Genomic DNA, 15,516 nt, shown 5'->3' with positions numbered 1-15,516 from the left:
GTTCTTTGGGAGGAAAGCACCAATATGGTGCCTACCTACCCGCTTGCTTACAAATTTTTTAGCGAATAAAGCTTCTTTTCTATTATAATCTTCTTGTTTTGTGTTTAATAACGCTGCTGCTCTAGATTTAGTGGTTTCTGCTATGTTTTTATCTATAACTAGCAATATATCCCCTTTTTTTACTATTTCTCCTTGATGTGCTGAGACTTGTTCAACTACTCCGGTGGCATTGGCATAATAATCACGACTATTATCATTCTGGCATTGCCCTACAATATTAAATATGTCGTAAAGCTCGGCAATTTGTACTTTAGTTGCTTTTACTCCTGTAATTTTTTCTTCTTCCTTTTTACTTGCCATAGTAGAAAGCGAGATAAGTAAGGTAAAAAGAACAATAAGTTTTGCAGACATCATATTATACTCTAAGGTGAATAGGTGTCATCATAGTAGTTTGTCCACGGCATCTAGGAAAAGCAACTAAAAGTGTATGTTGTTGTGACATTTTTAGCTGGATACTGTGGACAAGCTACTAGATGACAAAGTATGCTTTTTAAGTTCCTCATCCGTTAACCATTTATATTCTTTTTCTAGAATTTCAAATCTAATTTTTTCTAATTGTGCATCAAGAACAGGTTCAGGAACGATAGCAGAACCGGTAAACTCAAATCCTTGATAGTTAATTTTTAGTTTCTTACAAATTTCTTGTAATGATAATAAATTTTCTTCTATATCATCGATAAATATTATTGATTGTGGATAATAATTTGTTTTTCGTAATACATACTCAAGCATGCTTCCTTTATCATATTCCGCAGTGTAAATTATTCCGTCTTTTAATGTAGGTTTACCGTAACCGGCATTAAAATCTTCTATTATTATCTCATCTTCTAAAGGTGAAAATTCTTGAAAATTTACCTTTAATTCAGTGAGTTCACGAATTCTCCATTCGATCATATCTTCAATTACGCCGAATTTACCGGTAGGAAGTTTAGTAAGACCCATTGCCGGTACATTTTTTTCCGTAAGTAGAGCAAATATCGTTAAGATATCTGGGTTAACAAATCTAGCTTTCCTATCTTTAAGAACAATACTAAGTAATAATTCACATTCTTTTCTAGTAAGTCTTTTTTCAATGTTCTTCATTAATTCTTTTCTATAATCATGTGTTAACCTAGATTCATCACTATCCATTACAATTACTTCATCTACATCAAAAAGCACCAAGCTAGTATTATCGGCTTGTTTTACCGCTTCTATAACTTCTTTAAAATCATGAACTTTATTTATTTTGCTATACATATTTATTGTTTATTTAATATTACTTAAGAGTCTAATTACTTCTTCTAAGGAATTTGTCATTACCTTTAAATCTTCTTCTCTAGATAAATTATGGTGACCGTCTTTAATTAGCTTCATTACTATTTGTTTGCTCGTTATTTTTTCTAATAATTTTACTGAAACATTATAAGGCACGTCTTCATCTAACATCCCATGAATTAGATGTACCGGTATCTTTATATCAATCTGTTTCTTTGTCAATAATAAATGTTTTTTTGCATCTTCTATCAGTTTATAGCTTATAGGATATTTATGCTCACAATTTTTACCGCTTACTTCTAGTATTCCCTCTTTTTGCATCTTATTTTGATCATTTAGAGATATATTTTGCCAAATATTTTCAGTACAATCTGGAGCAGGGGCTACACACACAAGTCCCTTTATTTTATCAGGAAATCTTAAAGCCGCAAGAAGTGCTAGCCATCCTCCTATGCTCGAACCTACTAATATCGCCTCCGTATTAATTAATTTGTCTAAAATTAGTGATACTCCTTCTAACCAATCACTAATTGTTTGATCCTTAAATTGTCCTGATGCGTTTCCATGGCCGAAATTATCAAAAACAATAAAATTATAATTGTTTTTTTTACAATAATCTATTAAATAGATAGCCTTAGTTGATTGCATACTAGACATCAAGCCGTGTAAAAAAATTACAGATGGAATATTTGTATTAATTATTCTATAATTATCATAGACAATAAATTTGTCTTGTGTTTTATTATAAAGCTTGTGCATTTTAAATAATTATTTTAATAGATTGAGATTTAATGCCTTCATTAAAGTCAAGTAAACGATACAATAAATATACTATTTTGCAAGTAGTGCCTGCTCTAGTTTCAGGAGGGGTTGAAAGAGGTACTATAGAAGTTGCAAAATATCTTAAAATTCTCGGTCATACTCCTATCATAATTTCAGCAGGCGGTACTCTAGTTAAAGAGTTAGATAAGGAAGATATATTGCATATTGAAATGAATAGTAACAGTAAAAATCCTTTTGTAATTCTGAATAATGCAAAATTGATAGCAGAAATAATCAAAAAATATAATGTTGATATAGTTCATACAAGATCAAGAGCACCGGCATGGAGTTCATATCTAGCAACAAAATGGACAAATGCTAAATTTTTGACTACCTTTCATGGGGTTTATAATATTCCGAATAGTTTTAAAAAATATTATAATAGCATAATGCTAAAAGGCAAGAAAGTTGTTGCCGTGTCTAATTTTGTAAAACAACACTTGCTCGAAAACTATAAAATTGATGAAGATAAAATAGTAGTAATTGAGCGTGGAGTGAATTGTGATTATTTCGATCCCGCAAATTTAACGCCGGAAAAACTTGAAAAATGTTGTGATAAATATGATGTACCGAGTAACGTGCCGATAATATTAATGCCTTCTAGAATGACAAGCTGGAAAGGACATCTTGTTCTAGTAGAAGCATTAAGTAAATTAAAACATAGAGACTTTTATTGTTTAATGGTCGGTGATATATCTAGACATCCCAATTTTACTAATAGAGTAAAAGAGCTTATAGCTAATCTAAAACTTCAAAATAAAATTCAAATTTTCGGTAATGATTCGGATATAATAAACCTATATGGGATTTCCGATATTATCATTTCTGCCTCAATCGAGCCTGAAGCTTTCGGGCGTACTATTATAGAAGGGCAGGCGATGGAGAAGCTTGTTATTGCAACTAATATCGGCGGGGCAGTAGAGACAATAAATAATAATATAACCGGTTTCCACGTAGAGCCAAATAATGCCGAAGCGTTAGCACAGAAAATCGATTATTGTTTCTCGATTTTAGGTACTGATATTGCTAAGAAAATCCAAGAAGCGGCAAGACATACGGTAATTAATCATTTCTCTCTTGATCTGATGCTAAGAAAAAACCTTGAAATCTATAAAGAAATCTTAAAAAACTCCCATAATTGAACATCTAGATTTAGTATATACTCATGATAAATGAAAAGTAGTCAAGTATACAGGGTTGAATAGAATAGCTATTCTCCTAATAATTTTATTTCAGCATACAAATCTTCAAGATTTATATACTGATCATAAAAATTATTATAGTCATGAGATTTACCGTCATGATGCACTACAAGCATTAAAGTTTCCGGTAAAAATTCTTTTAAAGTTTGTTGTGCATTTTTTATAGATATTTTATCAAGATTAGCAAATACCTCGTCTAAAATTAATATTTTAGGGTTTGAAATTATAGCTTTAATGATTCCAAATTTTTTCTTTTGACTTGCCACTTGGTGCATTTATTACATCATAATTTTTATCACTTAAGTGCGTAATTAATGTACCTAGATCTAATTTTATAAATAGTGTGTTAATTTTTTCTTCTAATAATTGCTTATTACTTTTAATGATTGATTGATCAAGGCAGGAGGTTATTATTTCAAATAAAGTAGATTAAACCGGTATGTAACTATTCTGATCAATAAATATTATTTTTGGATTTTGATAATGGGTAGGTATGGCAATTTCACCAACGCTATGGCATGGATCAGCAATACAATTGACTAAACTCTTTAAAAAAGTAGTGTTGCCTTTTCCTAAGGAAGCTGAAAGAAGATCATGTGCTCATAGTTTGAATACTAATTTTTCAAAACTCAAAATAGTGCTTTCTTCTATAATTAGGTTATAATCAGAAATTACAAGTTCATCGTTTGTATCATTAGTAGACCATGTTATTCCTTTTTTATTCTCAGAAGAAATTGCCTCTATTAATTTTGTAATTCTCGCTTGTGATATAACTGCTCCACTAAAGATTATTTTTCATGAGGAACTTGTTAAGAATGATTTTAAGGTTTCAAGCCAAGGATTAAGTAGTAGAGCTTGCTCAGTCGTAATCTCTCCATTTTTTACTTTATAAATATAGTAAAGTGATTTTATGAATTTATCGGAGATATCTAGTACAGTAGTTATAGTATTTTTTGTGCTATCTAAAAACAACATTTTCTTTGATATTTCTTTTTTAGCTTTAAGTTGCTTGGCATATTGATTTTGTACAAATTGAGCAGAATCAGTTAACAAGATATTTGAAGTATTAGAGGATATATTTCTTACTATAGAAGCTTTATTTTCGTTAATTTTCTCTGTTTCTTGCCTGTAAGAAATATCCAGTTGATATAATATATTTAAAAATCCTTGCTTAATATTTTCAAACGCATTAAATATAATAGCTCCTGGAACTAAATTCATTATATCTTGCAATGCAATAAGCTGTATAATTTTTTGAGTGGTTAAATTCCCTAATTGTAAAATTCCAATAGTGAAAGTATTATTAAGATCATTAAATAAATTATTAGTAATAGCTTCTATATCCTTTAATCCTAAGATTTTACTTTTATATTCCTCGTTTAGTAACAGTTCTAAAGTTTTTTGTTCGATTAAATCTTGAGTATTTTGTGTTAAAGAAGCTTTATATGATTGGAATAGTGTGCTGATTATATTTTTTCCACACCATAAAATACTGATTTTTGCTCCTTGAGAAACAAGAGGTCCTATAGCAGCATTAGGGTCCTGTATGAGTAAGGTTAATGCAATTAATGTATTGCCATCATTTCCGGTATAGTTAATAAAACTACTATTTATGTATGCTTCAATTAAATCTAAAACCCTTGGGTTACATCTTTAATTTCATTTTTTGAATCATTTTTAAAATTGTTAGAAAGTATATTAGGATCAATTACCCTAATATTAGGAGTTAAGTTTATCTGAATTTCTTGTAAATTTTCCTGATAATTTAAGAAATCAGTCCCATAATATGCTAAGCCTACTATTGCAGCTGTAGAAGTTAAATAAATTGGTACTGAATAATTAGGAAAAGTTGTGATGAGATTTGTAGTAATAGGGTAGATTAAACTTCCTTTAAATGTGGCAGAAGTAAGATAATGTTTCTGAAAATATCCTTCGGTTATTAAGATTTCATCAGCAAGAGTTGCCGAAACAAAAAAACTGCTTTCTGTTGTCCCATTTACAATAAAACCAGTTATACCTCTAATTATTAAATGCGTTCCATATGCTAACTTCTTGGAAAAGGTAGAATCAGCGTTATTTTTATTAAAAATAGATATCGTTATTGTGAGCGGGCGTTGTTGTGTGTATCGAAAAAGGCACTCGGTGTTATACCGTGGTTTGACCACGGTATCCAAAAACAACTGAAAAACTGATCCACGCAGCAATACCTTTCGAGCGATTGAAAGTAGCGTGGCACCTCCATAAAAATAATAAAAAAATGCTAAAAATTAGCATTTTTATACTTCCTTGCTTCGTCAAAAATTACAGTTTTTTCTTAGCTCAGACGTTAAATTCTTAACTAATCTATCTTTAATAAACGCTACTGAATTAGGTGATAAGTTGTATTATAGTATAAAGAAAAAATGTAGGTGTAGGGAAGAAAGTAAAAAGGCAGATAAATAAAACCTGCCTTTTTATAATTATTAACGGGAATATAACTCGATTACTAAATGCACTTCTGCTTCAAAAGGATATGGGACATCAGAAAGAGCAGGAACTCTTAAATATGTACCGGTTAATGAAGGTACATCAAATGATAAATACCCCGGTGTTGTTTGACCTTGTTTTGAAACGGATTCTTGGATAAGCGGTATTTGTTTTACGGATTCTTTAACTTCTATAACATCGCCTGCCTTTAGTCGTATGCTTGCGATATCGGCTTTCTTACCGTTTAATTTAATATGTCCGTGTGAAACTAACTGTCTTGCAGCAAAAATAGTTGGAGCTATATTCATTCTATAAACTACAGTATCAAGTCTACTTTCAAGTAACCCAATGAAATTTTCACCGGTATTACCTTTCATTTTTTGAGCAAGTGCAAAAATATTTCTAAATTGTTTTTCAGTGACACGACCGTAGTGGCATTTCAATCTTTGCTTAGCTTTTAAATGTAAACCATAATCTGAAGTTTTAATCATGGTATTCTGCCCATGTTGCCCGGGACGATAATTTCGTGTATTGAAAGCATCCTTGCTATCACCCCATAGACTTACTCCAAGTCTTCTACTAGCTTTATATTTAGAACGAACAATTTTTGTCACTGATAATATCCTTAACTTATTATTTATTATTTGAATTAAAAAAAATATATACATTTCTTGCATCAAAGTCAATCATTGATTTTTAACCTAAAACTTTTTATATTTAATTAAAAAATATTTCATATGAGTTCTTTAGTAAGACCAATTAATTTAGGTAAAATCAATCATTCACAAAGTACTGTTAAAGACTATATTTTACTTATGAAACCGCGTGTAATGTCGCTTGTGATTTTTACGGGTTTTGTAGGTATGTGGCTTGCTCCTTATTCCGTGCATCCGTTTATTGCTGGTATTGCAGTTGTTTGCATAGCTCTTGGGGCAGGTAGTGCAGGGGCAATTAATATGTGGTACGATAGAGACATCGATAGCTTAATGAAACGTACCCAAAAAAGACCGATAGTAAGAGGAGTTATAGAATCTGATGAAGCTTTATCTTTTGGTTTGATAACGGGATTTTTTGCAGTATTTTTTATGGCTTTATGTGTTAATCTACTTGCATCCTTTTTACTGCTATTCACTATTTTTTATTATATATGTATTTATACTATCTGGTTAAAGCGTCGTTCTATACAAAATATCGTTATTGGTGGAGTATCGGGAGCCTTACCTCCTGTGATAGGTTATGCAGCGGTAAGCAATACTATATCTCTAGAGTCGATTATATTATTTTTGATTATTTTTATTTGGACGCCGCCGCATTCATGGGCTCTTGCTTTATTCTGTAACGATGACTATAAAAACTGTAAAGTACCGATGATGCCTGCAGTAAAAGGGACTTTATATACTAAAAAACAAATTCTAATTTACAGTATTCTTTTATTTATTGTTTCGCTAATGCCTTTTTTTATTGGAATGAATAATTTTATATATTTAATAATTTCTGGTATTCTTGGGGTAGTATTTCTATATTATGCCGGTTCTTTATTCTATGACACCCCTGATAACAAACAAGCTAAACGATTTTTTGTCTATTCGATATTTTACTTGTTTTGTATATTTTTACTTTTGTACTCAACTAACACTATATCCACTATTAGCTGAGAGATAAATAGTGTTGGGTTACTTTTATGGAAGATAAAATTGAAACCCAATGTGAAGAAACATATTATAAGTGTATTTTCATGCAAGTGATTTTTTATTTATAACTGTAGTTTTTAAATTTTATGCTTTTGTTTCGTAATTTTGATAAGTAGGAAGAGTTAGAATATATATCGTATTTTATTCCATGGGAGCAACCTGTCATGCAACACACTCCATCGTTGGAGAAAACTACTCTTAATACCGGCTTTATAACGTACCGCCTTGCCTCCATATTCTCTTACTTTATTTTCCTGTATAATTTGGTTGCCAAATTAAAGCTTTACTCTCTAATCTATTTGGGGCAATATTTCTTTCATGCTGCTTATTATGCGTTAAAAATATGCATTCCGCTTTTATAAACGGTTTATATTGGTTATTTATGTATTGAGCTAAATCTTCAAATAACTTTGCATATTCGGTAAGCCAGCCTTCATAAGCAATAATAGGAGCAAAGTTTAGATGAACTTCGTAACCTGCTTCAATAAAAATATTCACCGCTTTTATTCTCTCGATAATTGGACTCGTTTTTGGCTCTAATATCTCACTCATTCTTGCCGGCATCACACTAAATCTAATCCTTATTTTGTTTTCATGATTAAAATTAAGTAATTTAGGATTGACATATTTAGTAGCAAAAGTTGCTTTAGCACGTGGATCTTCTTTAAAGAAATTAAATATCTTTAACCAATTAGTGTGTTTCCAATGCAAACTTACATCGGTAGAACAACCTATATCATATGTCCAATATTTAGAATCTGTTTGATTGGAAATTTTAGTCGGTAAATTTGCTATATGTTTATCCAATACGTCAAGTATTTGATCTATATTTTCATTGATATATAATGTCTCATAGTTATGACGCATAACATAACAATAACTATTGCTGCAACCTCCGGCACAGCCATACATGAAGTTAGGCGTTATGTAATCAGCTGATCTTCCATTAGGACATACGTGCAAAGCTTTCGTATTTTGTACTATTTTCTTAATCATACGATTTTAAATTAAAGTTTATTTAAAATACTTACTTAGCTTTACAAACTTCAGATTTATTTACTTACATTGAAATTGTAGTTATAAATTATTAATTACAAATATATCATAAGTTATGGAAAAACCAAGCTATCTAAATTTTGATAATAAAAGTTATAAATGGAAAAATGATATTGAGTATCGTAAATGCCCGGAAAGCTATAGAGTAGGTAAAGGTGAGCAAGGAGTATGCATTTGTCAACCATATAAAAATGAAATTTTGCCTTATTGGAAGTTTAAAACTTCTGAAATTGCTAAAGAAAGTAGTGAAAAAATATCTCGATCTTCATAACAGATATCCAATATCAAGAAGAAAAAGACAATCTACGAAAATTCGTTGAAACTGATCCTGAAGAACTTTCAAATTTTATTGAAACTTATGATAAAACTGAAAAATATAACAATAGAGAAGCTGAAATTTTTCATAGTTTAAGTTCTATTTTAATGGAAAAACAACAAGATAATGCGATTAAATCATTAAAGAAAGCTATTGAACTAGATCCAAGTAAAGCATACTCTCACGAAGAGTTTTTTAATAAATTACATAAAATAAATCCGGAGGAAGCACTCGCTTCTATCAAAAGAGCTATAGTGTTAAATCCAAATAGAAAATCATTATATGAAGACCTTATTATTTTGCTGAAAAAGGCAAATTATGATGAAGAAGCAGCAAAAATTACTCAAGTAATTCCAGATTTCCCTAAAAACATATCTAATTTGGTATTAGATACTGAGGAAACAAAGGATGTGTATCCAATTAGGTTTGGCACAGGAATAACTGTATCAAAACGTGGGTATTTATGAGTTTTGCACTGTCATCTAGTTTGCTTGCTAACTAAGTCTAGAAAAAATAACTTCAACATTGTTACTACACTATATTATATGTTGTGCTGGATGATGACATAGAGAGGAATAATAAGTCACACAACACCCGTGACGGTCACATTAAAACAGTTTCTTCAATCCTTTTTGTAGAAGCTTATTCACAGGATCTGCTTGTTGGTTTTCCTGCAGAGGGCTGCTTTGTTTCTCTGTATTTGTATCCTTTTTCTTTCTGAGACCCAAAGCATCTTTAATAATATTTTCAGGTTTCTTCTCTCCGCTTTTTAAGTCTTTAATAACGCTATTAAATACGTTTTTAACTAAATATGTTTGAAAGGCTTGAACGTCTAATTTATGCTGCGGATTATTTATGAATCCGTATAGTTTAACGGCTATAGGCGGTAAATCCGCAATAGTAACGCTTGCACTAACATCCATCATATATTGTGTAAGTTAATTTGACCTCTTGCATTTGTTGTGGCAGGTGAAGCATCTAAACTACATTCATTTAAATTAAGCTTGCCTTGCGTTATATTTCCGCTGGCAATTAAATTTTTAAAAGATGTGGATCCGCCACTAAAGGAGCTGCTAATAAGTCGCAATACTCCTTCGGTATTTTTAGCATTATTTACCGCATCTGCGATTCGGTTTAAATCAAATCCGCTTATTTCCCCGTTATCGCTATTTACGTTAAATTGTCCATTTAGATTATTAACATATGTATAAACGCTATTACCGCGAGAAGTAAGATCGGCTTTAAAGCTTAGTCGCCCATCAGTTATTTTTATTTTATCCGATTGCGGAGTGAAACTTTTGAGATAGGCATTTTTTAAATCGATTTTAATTGCAGCGTTTTGATCTTTGGCTGAACTCACATAACCGGTGCTACTTAGTTCGCCACCGTAAATGCTTGCATTAACTGAAGTAATATTCAGCGTGCCGCCAGTGATATTTAATTTTGCTTTTAAATTATTTATGATTAATGAGTCGTTAGTTAATTTATCAATATTTGCGGATAATTGCCCTTCAATTTCATTTAAAAAACCTAAATTAATAGGATTATTTGACCAAGGAGAATTATTTTTATCTGTAGGTATGTTTTGAGTAGCAGGACTATTAGTTTTATTTGGAGCAGGAGTAGGACTATTACTTGTAAGAATTTTATCCAAATTAACTAACGGACTATATAAGTTAAGATTAAAATTGGGCTTCTGAGTTGCTAAATTAATATCTCCTTTAATAGATATATTAGTATTAAAAGCGGATATTTTATTATTAATATGGAAAGTATCTTTAATTTTTTGCACTCCTCCGTTTAACTGCAATACTCCAATCTTACTTAAATTACTTACTCCCATAAGAGACATAAACGACTCAAAATTATTAATTTTTAGATTGTGCGAAATAGTTATATCTTGTGCTAAATTTTTAAGCTCAATATTTCCCGTTAGATTACTATTTGCAGCCGATAAATTAATATTTTGTAATTTTATTGCTTGAGAATTACTAATTACATTAGAAGTAAGTATAAGTTTTTGGTTAATAATAGACGGTAATTTATCGGTCTTTAGTTTTAGAGCATCAAGTATAGGTTTTAAACTATCAGCTTGTAGAATAATATTTGTCTTATCTAAATTAGAGCTAATTTCGGTTATAATGTTACCGGGATTGATAATAATATTTGATTTTAGGTTATTACGCTCTATATCATAATTTGCATTTGCTAGTAATTCTATATTTGGATAATTAAGTCTAGCATCTTTAATAGCTATATTTTTACTATCGGCAGTAATTGCCGTAGTTAGCTCGTAGTCATTTTGTAAATCAGCAGGCATACCTAAAGTTTTAGTATTACCTTTAATATTTGCGTTACCTATGAACGAATTATTTTTGCTATCAAATTTTCCTTCGATTTTAATTTTTTCACTGGCAAGATTAATATTGGCACTTAACGGAATTATTTTACCGATTTCTTCAATATTTCCGTCTATATTAATTTGCTGTTCCAAAGCCTTTAAAGTTAAAGTCAAATCTATAGGACCTTTAAGGCTTTTAATTTTAGTCTCTAAGTTAATATCGTTAAATATTTTCTCACTGTTTTTTGCTATATATATTACTTTGCCGTCTATAATTTTAAAATGACTAATCAAAATAGGAAGTGCTAATTCAGTTTTAGTATCGGTAGATTCTACAGGGCTAATTTCATTTGTTTTGGATGCATTATTAGGTGTAGAAAATTGCCAATTTTTTTGTCCATTACTTAAAACTTCTAGATTTATAATCAGTTTTTGCAGTTCTATAGAAGCTACTTCAATTGCTCCTCTAAAAAGAGGAAAAAGTCGCAATGACGCTTTAGCACCTTCAACGGAAACTAGATGAGGTTCTTTTGTACCGTTTATTGATGATAATTTAATTTCTGATAGTGATATTGCGGGATTCGGTAGTAAAGCTAATTTTATGTCGCCGTTAATAGTTAAATCTCTATTTGTAGCCTCTTTAACTTTATCTATTACTATTCCTTTATAATGATTTAAAGGAATAAAGAAAGGAATAACAATTAATAATAATATTATACTTATAAATATAATAAGTGAGTATTTTAAAGTTTTAGGCATAGAGCTTAATCTTCTATTTATATACATATATTAATTATAGTATTTAAGGATTAATTGTCAATTTTATATAATTTACTCAATTAAGGATTGAAATAATTATATTCTATGTCATTCCCACGAGGCGTTGTTGCGTGGATCGGTTTTTCCGTCATTGCGAGTAGGCATTGTTGCGTGGACCGGTAAAACCCACTGTGTCACCCCGTGGCTTGACCATGGGGGCCATAAAAACAATAAATACTAATAAATTTAGTATTTTTAACTGGATCCCGTGGTCACGCCACGGGATGAGACAGTGATGAATAAGAATCGTAGGGTACTATAAAGAAATTGAAAACTACGGTAAATTATTCAAGCTTCTCTTTAATAATTTAAAATCACATAATCTTTAGTTATAATAGGAAAAAATTCTTTATTGAAAGGTAATAATTCGGTTGTTTGATCTGAAAATGCTATTTCAATTATGTCACCGGCACCAAAGTTAAGAATATTTTTAATTTTGCCTATTTCTTTATGATCTTGGTTTAATACCGGTAAATGAGTTAAATCCGCTATATAAAATTCATCTTCTTCTAGTTCTGGTAAACTTGCTCTTAAGCAAAATATTTTATAACCTTTTAAATTTTCAGCTTCATTTCGAGTAGCTATATCATTAAATGTACAAATTAATTCTCCTTTGGCATTTTGGCTAATTAGCTTAATATGTATATTTGCTCCTGACTCATTTACTAAATTTCTTTCAAGTATTTTTGTAGCAGGGTCGGTAAAAGATTTTAACATTACATGACCTTTAATTCCATGACATGATTTTATTACACCGACTAAAATTAAATTTTCTAAAGAATTCATTAATTTGCCTTTAAATTTTGATGATTATATATAATAATATATTTAAAAACTTTTTTACAGACATGATAAAAAAAATAGCTGCCGGCGTCATAATTTGTTTCTCATTATTGTTATTTATAATGTTTGGTGCATTATCGTTTGTTAACTATAATTCGGTTACTAATAATTTTACCAGTCATTTAGGAATTGCGAAAGAAAATATCGGAAAAATAAAGATGAATAAATTTCCTTTGTCCTATTTAGTTATTGAGACGATAAGAGAAGAAGGAAAGTTAGATTTAGAGCAGATTAAAATTCATTTTTCGTTGTGGTCGCTTATAAAATTTAATCCTAAAATTAATAAAATAGATATATTAGATGCTAAATTTTATTCACATTCTAATGTATTAAATATTTATAATCATGAAGAGTTAATAAAGAATTTCTTTAAATATAAATTACAAAATATAAATCTAAATGTTACTAATCTAAGTATTATTAATAAACAAGATTATTCTATTTTAAATTTTAATAATTGTATATTAAAAAAAGAAAATGCTTTATCGTCTAATTACATATTTAAAACTACAAGTAACTATATAGGTAAAATTTCAGGTTCAATTAATAAACGTGACGATATAGTAGATTTTAGTCTTAATATTGATAATAATGATTATGGTTTTAAGTTATCGCAAATTTACAAAGATTCTAAGCTTACTAGCGGTAGTGGTGAATATCAGATTAAAAATTTAGCATCGGTAGTGTATAATATATTACCGGATTTAAATCATCTTTTTAATAAATTTAATCAACATGAGGCAATAAACATTAAATTTAATATTTCAAATAATGAAGATGAAATAGAGCTAAAAGACATAGTCATAGCATCGTCTTTTATTATTGGTCATGGATTTGTTAACATTGCTAAAAATGATAATATTACTACTAATGTAAAACTAGATTTTCCTAAAATAGATTTAAGTTCGTTAATTTCTCCAAATGCAGAGGTAACATTTAATACTTCTTCTTCAAATATTAGATTTATTTTTGCCGATAAATTACTTAAAGCAGACGTGGCAATTAACGAAATAATTTTAAGTAATAATGAAGCACTAGAAAAAATAGTCTTTTCTTCTAACTTATCAAAGGGTACTTTAAAGATAAATGAATTTTCAGGTAATATTAAATCAGGTGGAGAATTTAAGCTTACAGGTAATGTAACACAGAATGCCGTTAGAAGTATGTTCGATGGACAGCTATATTTAAAGCACAACGATATAAATTCGTTACTGAATATTTTAGGATTTAACGACGTTACTATTAAAGAAGCTATTCCTTTTAGCTTGTCATCGGATTTAAAACTCACTTTAATAGATTTATTTTTTAAAAATTTATTACTCAAAACAGATAATTTAAATTTATCAGGAAATTTTTCTAGTAAATTTATTGCTCAAACACCTCGTTTAGACGCTACGCTTAATATATCTTCGCTTGACTTAAGCAGTAGAACGTATCCAATAATTTCGCCGCTTATCGAATTTACAAAAAATTTAACTAAAGATATGAAAGCGCTAGATTATCCAAGTAAATTCATCCCTATTAGAACAATAGGATATTTAGCTCATTTAGATATTCTGATAGATAGCGTTAAGTATAACGATCATGTATTTGACAAAATGAATTTGCTTGCTAAAATCGTACCAGCTAATATAAAAATTAGTAATTTAGATTTTAAAACTGCTAACAGCTATTTATCAACTAGCTGGAACTTAGATGCATCGAGTGTATTACCGTCTTTGACCGTAGAAATTAAGGACGGTAATCTTACGACTGATTTATTATCACCGGCAGGAATGCTTAATTTAAGAAATAAATTAATAAATGATTATAGTTTAGATAAAGCTACCTTACAAGTTTCCGGTACATTGTCGACATTATTACAAAATGATTTAATATTGAAAAATGTTAAATTTTATGTAGCAAATAATAATAATTTATTACAATTTAATAATATTGAAGCAGAATTATTAGGCGGTAAGCTTCAAGGTAACGGCAATATTTTATTAAAACCTTATGCTATAAATTTCGTATATGCTTTAAATACAATAGATTTAAACAAAGTTTCAGCTCTTATGCCTAAAATATTTACTGCAAGTGGTGGAAAAATAAGTATAAGCGGTAGTTTAGGAACTAACGGTAACACTCTTCAAAGCCAGCTATATAACCTGACTACAAAATCACAATTTGCTATAAACAATATAGATGTTAATAATTTTGCAATTGATTCTTTTATAGAAAAAATTGATACAGCTGATTATAAGGTACAAAATTTAGATAAAGATATAAATAGTGCTATAACCACAGGACAAGAAAATATTAGAGGTATAAGCGGTGATATTGAACTACAAAAAGGTATTGCCCTTTTAAAGAAAGTAAAATTTGCAACACAATATAGTAGCGGTGCGGCCTCTTTTGCAGTTAATATATATAATTTTGATATGGATGCATCTAGCATTTTATCATTTTACGTGCCGGCAAGGCTTGTTAAGTTAAATACCTCAAATACAAGTTCTGATAAAGATAGCTTGGCACATCTTAATATAAAAATGCAAGGGAGTATTTTTGCTCCTAAGAAAACTTTTGATAGTAGTGAGATAAAAAAATTACTTATACCCCAAACAACTGAAGACACAACTACTACAGATAACCATTAAAAAATAA

General features: G+C 29.7%; 13 protein-coding genes and 2 pseudogenes. 5 read left to right on the top strand and 10 right to left on the bottom strand.

The features are described 5' to 3' along the window. Window positions 1-45: 45 nt before the first annotated feature. The 3 genes and pseudogenes from C4Q30_RS00260 to C4Q30_RS00250 all read right to left on the bottom strand — a co-directional run. Window positions 46-414: pseudogene (locus tag C4Q30_RS00260) on the bottom strand (efflux RND transporter periplasmic adaptor subunit); the annotation flags it as partial. Window positions 415-504: 90 nt separating this feature from the next. Beyond that, window positions 505-1,299, bottom strand: a complete 795-nt coding sequence (locus C4Q30_RS00255; RefSeq protein WP_103896849.1) for a DUF2608 domain-containing protein — start codon at window positions 1,297-1,299, stop codon at window positions 505-507. A 9-nt stretch (window positions 1,300-1,308) separates the two neighbouring features. Further along, a complete protein-coding gene (locus C4Q30_RS00250) occupies window positions 1,309-2,076 on the bottom strand; it encodes an alpha/beta hydrolase (protein ID WP_014014163.1) in 768 nt (255 codons plus the stop codon). A gap of 32 nt (window positions 2,077-2,108) precedes the next feature. Between C4Q30_RS00250 and C4Q30_RS00245 the strand changes: the two genes are divergently transcribed. Beyond that, on the top strand, window positions 2,109-3,281 hold the full coding sequence (locus C4Q30_RS00245) for a glycosyltransferase family 4 protein (protein ID WP_103896848.1): 1,173 nt from the start codon (window positions 2,109-2,111) through the stop codon (window positions 3,279-3,281). Between the two features lie 68 nt (window positions 3,282-3,349). Here C4Q30_RS00245 and C4Q30_RS09310 read toward each other — a convergent pair whose 3' ends face one another. The 4 genes from C4Q30_RS09310 to rpsD form a co-directional block, all read right to left on the bottom strand. Then, window positions 3,350-3,607 (bottom strand): ATP-binding cassette domain-containing protein, encoded by a 258-nt coding sequence (locus C4Q30_RS09310; protein WP_245207377.1) that lies wholly within the window; start codon window positions 3,605-3,607, stop codon window positions 3,350-3,352. Between the two features lie 529 nt (window positions 3,608-4,136). Then, window positions 4,137-4,562 (bottom strand): hypothetical protein, encoded by a 426-nt coding sequence (locus C4Q30_RS09305; protein ID WP_245207376.1) that lies wholly within the window; start codon window positions 4,560-4,562, stop codon window positions 4,137-4,139. Between the two features lie 410 nt (window positions 4,563-4,972). Beyond that, complete coding sequence (locus C4Q30_RS00220) at window positions 4,973-5,545, bottom strand: hypothetical protein (protein WP_245207375.1); 573 nt, start codon at window positions 5,543-5,545, stop codon at window positions 4,973-4,975. Between the two features lie 258 nt (window positions 5,546-5,803). Then, window positions 5,804-6,421 carry a 30S ribosomal protein S4 gene (gene rpsD / locus C4Q30_RS00215; protein ID WP_103896943.1) on the bottom strand — a complete coding sequence of 206 codons (618 nt, stop codon included), beginning with the start codon at window positions 6,419-6,421 and terminating at the stop codon, window positions 5,804-5,806. A gap of 123 nt (window positions 6,422-6,544) precedes the next feature. Between rpsD and cyoE the strand changes: the two genes are divergently transcribed. Then, complete coding sequence (gene cyoE, locus C4Q30_RS00210) at window positions 6,545-7,462, top strand: heme o synthase (RefSeq protein ID WP_014120700.1); 918 nt, start codon at window positions 6,545-6,547, stop codon at window positions 7,460-7,462. A gap of 282 nt (window positions 7,463-7,744) precedes the next feature. Here cyoE and C4Q30_RS00205 read toward each other — a convergent pair whose 3' ends face one another. Then, window positions 7,745-8,494 (bottom strand): spore photoproduct lyase family protein, encoded by a 750-nt coding sequence (locus C4Q30_RS00205; RefSeq protein WP_103896847.1) that lies wholly within the window; start codon window positions 8,492-8,494, stop codon window positions 7,745-7,747. Window positions 8,495-8,609: 115 nt separating this feature from the next. Between C4Q30_RS00205 and C4Q30_RS00200 the strand changes: the two genes are divergently transcribed. Together C4Q30_RS00200 and C4Q30_RS00190 are read left to right on the top strand one after the other, a co-directional pair. Next, window positions 8,610-8,825, top strand: coding sequence for a DUF4385 family protein (locus tag C4Q30_RS00200; RefSeq protein ID WP_012737014.1), 216 nt, complete (start codon window positions 8,610-8,612; stop codon window positions 8,823-8,825). A 152-nt stretch (window positions 8,826-8,977) separates the two neighbouring features. Further along, window positions 8,978-9,337 carry a hypothetical protein gene (locus tag C4Q30_RS00190; protein WP_103896942.1) on the top strand — a complete coding sequence of 120 codons (360 nt, stop codon included), beginning with the start codon at window positions 8,978-8,980 and terminating at the stop codon, window positions 9,335-9,337. 141 nt (window positions 9,338-9,478) lie between these two features. Here C4Q30_RS00190 and C4Q30_RS00185 read toward each other — a convergent pair. Both C4Q30_RS00185 and rimM read right to left on the bottom strand, forming a co-directional pair. Continuing rightward, a pseudogene (locus C4Q30_RS00185) lies at window positions 9,479-11,970 on the bottom strand (AsmA family protein). 360 nt (window positions 11,971-12,330) lie between these two features. Further along, on the bottom strand, window positions 12,331-12,816 hold the full coding sequence (rimM, locus tag C4Q30_RS00175; RefSeq protein ID WP_103896845.1) for a ribosome maturation factor RimM: 486 nt from the start codon (window positions 12,814-12,816) through the stop codon (window positions 12,331-12,333). A 62-nt stretch (window positions 12,817-12,878) separates the two neighbouring features. Between rimM and C4Q30_RS00170 the strand changes: the two genes are divergently transcribed. After that, window positions 12,879-15,509, top strand: a complete 2,631-nt coding sequence (locus C4Q30_RS00170) for an AsmA-like C-terminal region-containing protein (RefSeq protein WP_103896941.1) — start codon at window positions 12,879-12,881, stop codon at window positions 15,507-15,509. Window positions 15,510-15,516 lie beyond the last annotated feature (7 nt).

It is taken from the genome of Rickettsia fournieri (genome assembly GCF_900243065.1).
GTDB classification, from domain to species: domain Bacteria; phylum Pseudomonadota; class Alphaproteobacteria; order Rickettsiales; family Rickettsiaceae; genus Rickettsia; species Rickettsia rickettsii.
Note: the sequence above shows the minus strand (reverse complement) of the source record. Positions and strands in the feature narration are given on the sequence as shown.

What these genes read in the sequence shown, in the direction of transcription:
- C4Q30_RS00250 (WP_014014163.1), bottom strand. Translation starts at nt 2,076, where the DNA reads ATGCACAAGCTTTATAATAAAACACAAGACAAATTTATTGTCTATGAT.
- C4Q30_RS00245 (WP_103896848.1), top strand. Translation starts at nt 2,109, where the DNA reads ATGCCTTCATTAAAGTCAAGTAAACGATACAATAAATATACTATTTTG.
- cyoE (WP_014120700.1), top strand. Translation starts at nt 6,545, where the DNA reads ATGAGTTCTTTAGTAAGACCAATTAATTTAGGTAAAATCAATCATTCA.
- C4Q30_RS00200 (WP_012737014.1), top strand. Translation starts at nt 8,610, where the DNA reads ATGGAAAAACCAAGCTATCTAAATTTTGATAATAAAAGTTATAAATGG.
- C4Q30_RS09305 (WP_245207376.1), bottom strand. Translation starts at nt 4,562, where the DNA reads ATGAATTTAGTTCCAGGAGCTATTATATTTAATGCGTTTGAAAATATT.
- C4Q30_RS00190 (WP_103896942.1), top strand. Translation starts at nt 8,978, where the DNA reads ATGGAAAAACAACAAGATAATGCGATTAAATCATTAAAGAAAGCTATT.
- C4Q30_RS00170 (WP_103896941.1), top strand. Translation starts at nt 12,879, where the DNA reads ATGATAAAAAAAATAGCTGCCGGCGTCATAATTTGTTTCTCATTATTG.
- C4Q30_RS00205 (WP_103896847.1), bottom strand. Translation starts at nt 8,494, where the DNA reads ATGATTAAGAAAATAGTACAAAATACGAAAGCTTTGCACGTATGTCCT.
- C4Q30_RS00255 (WP_103896849.1), bottom strand. Translation starts at nt 1,299, where the DNA reads ATGTATAGCAAAATAAATAAAGTTCATGATTTTAAAGAAGTTATAGAA.
- rimM (WP_103896845.1), bottom strand. Translation starts at nt 12,816, where the DNA reads ATGAATTCTTTAGAAAATTTAATTTTAGTCGGTGTAATAAAATCATGT.